The sequence below is a fragment of the Corynebacterium sp. genome, assembly GCF_012837295.1.
Lineage (GTDB): Bacteria > Actinomycetota > Actinomycetes > Mycobacteriales > Mycobacteriaceae > Corynebacterium.
In genome coordinates this window covers 1-1695 of the sequence record NZ_DURI01000199.1, presented here as the reverse complement: position 1 = coordinate 1695, position 1695 = coordinate 1, and the positions used below count along the sequence as shown (strand labels likewise).

The 1695-nt window shown below is 71.3% G+C and carries 2 protein-coding genes; one reads left to right on the top strand and one right to left on the bottom strand.

From position 1 onward, the window contains the following. The coding region (locus GX015_RS06640; RefSeq protein ID WP_291343769.1) for a M17 family peptidase N-terminal domain-containing protein at nt 1-425 on the bottom strand (425 nt) is incomplete at its 3' end. Nucleotides 426-583: 158 nt separating this feature from the next. On the opposite strand from GX015_RS06640, the gene GX015_RS06635 reads away from it, so the two are divergent. After that, a partial coding sequence (locus GX015_RS06635) for a branched-chain amino acid aminotransferase (RefSeq protein WP_291343768.1) occupies nt 584-1695 on the top strand: 1112 nt, incomplete at its 3' end.

The following is a 1695-nucleotide window of genomic DNA, read 5'->3' as shown; positions in this document are numbered from 1 at the left end:
GCGTCGAGCTCGCCGAGCGCCGTGGCCACGTGGGCGACGGAACCCAGCGCGCGGGCGGCGGCACCCGACGCGCGGCGGATGGTCTCCGAATCCGGGTCGGCGTCGCCGAGCCCGACGGCCGCGATCGACTCCACGCCCAAGCCCTCCGGCGCCGGAATGCGCGTGACCTTCTCCAATTTCGCCGACGCCCCCACGGCCTCCAGCGTCGCCAGCACCGCCGCCGCCTTGTCGCCGAGCACCGACGACGCGACCAACTCCAGGTCATCGCCGTCGAGCAGGGCCACCAGCAGACAATCGGCGCCGAGACCGGCCAAATCGCCCCCGTCCCCGGCGACGATGGACACGCGCGTGCCCGTCGCGGGCAGGAACTCCTCCAGCACGGTCGAATTGGGAGTGGCGAAATCGGTGGTGCGGGAATCGGTCATGCGAACGCTCCTTCAATCGGGTCCAGCGGATCGGGGGGACGCGGGCGTCGCAAAGCAAACGCCCCGGCCCGGTGAATCGCCCCCACCGTACCGCCGGACCCGGACCCCTCGCCGGGCCTTGGCCACCTCGCCGCCACCGCAGGTCTACGATGTACGCCATGGCTGCCACGACTTTCGACATCGTCCGCAACGAGGACCCCCGCTCCGACGAGGAGCGCGCCCGCATCCTGGCCAAGCCCGGATTCGGCCAGCACTTCACCGACCACATGGTCCGCATCGACTGGGACGCCGACCGTGGCTGGCATTCCGCGCGCGTCGAGGCGTACGGCCCGCTGACCATGGACCCCGCCTCGTCGGTGCTGCATTACGGCCAGGCGATCTTCGAGGGCCTCAAGGCCTACCGCCACGCCGACGGGTCGATCGTCACCTTCCGCCCCGAGCAGAACGCCCGCCGCTTCCAGCGCTCCGCCGCCCGCATGGCCATGCCCGAGCTGCCCGAGGAACTCTTCCTCGAGGCCGTGCGCCTCCTCGTCGACGTCGACCAGGCGTGGGTGCCCAAGGCCGGCGGCGAAGAGTCGCTCTACCTGCGGCCCATGCTCATCGCCACCGAGCAGACCCTCGGCGTGCACCCGTCGACGTCGTACACCTTCCTGCTCATCGCGTCGCCCGCCGGCGCGTACTTCACCGGCGGCATCAACCCCGTGAAGGTCTGGCTGTCCCACGAGTACGTCCGCGCCTGCCCCGGCGGCACCGGCGACGCCAAGTTCGCCGGCAACTATGCCGCGTCGCTGGCCGCCCAGGCGCAGGCCGAGGAGAAGGGCTGCGACCAGGTCGTGTGGCTCGACGCCATCGAGCGCACCTGGATCGAGGAGATGGGCGGCATGAACCTCGCCTTCCTCTACCCGGACAACGAGGCCGAGGCCGGCGTCAAGCTGGTCACCCCGGCGCTGTCCGGCTCCCTGCTGCCGGGCATCACCCGCGACTCGCTGCTCACCGTCGCCCGCGACATGGGCATGGACGTCGAGGAGCGCCGCGTGTCCACCGCCGACTGGGAGAACGACGCCACCAGCGGCAAGATGTCCGAGACCTTCGCCTGCGGCACCGCGGCCGTGATCACCCCGGTCGGCGAGGTCGATTCGCGCGACGGGTCGTTCAAGATCAACGGCGGCGAGACCGGCGAGTGGACCATGAAGCTGCGCGAGCGCCTCACCGGCATCCAGCGCGGCGACGTCCCCGACGAGCACGGCTGGCTGCAGACCCTCGTCGAGGC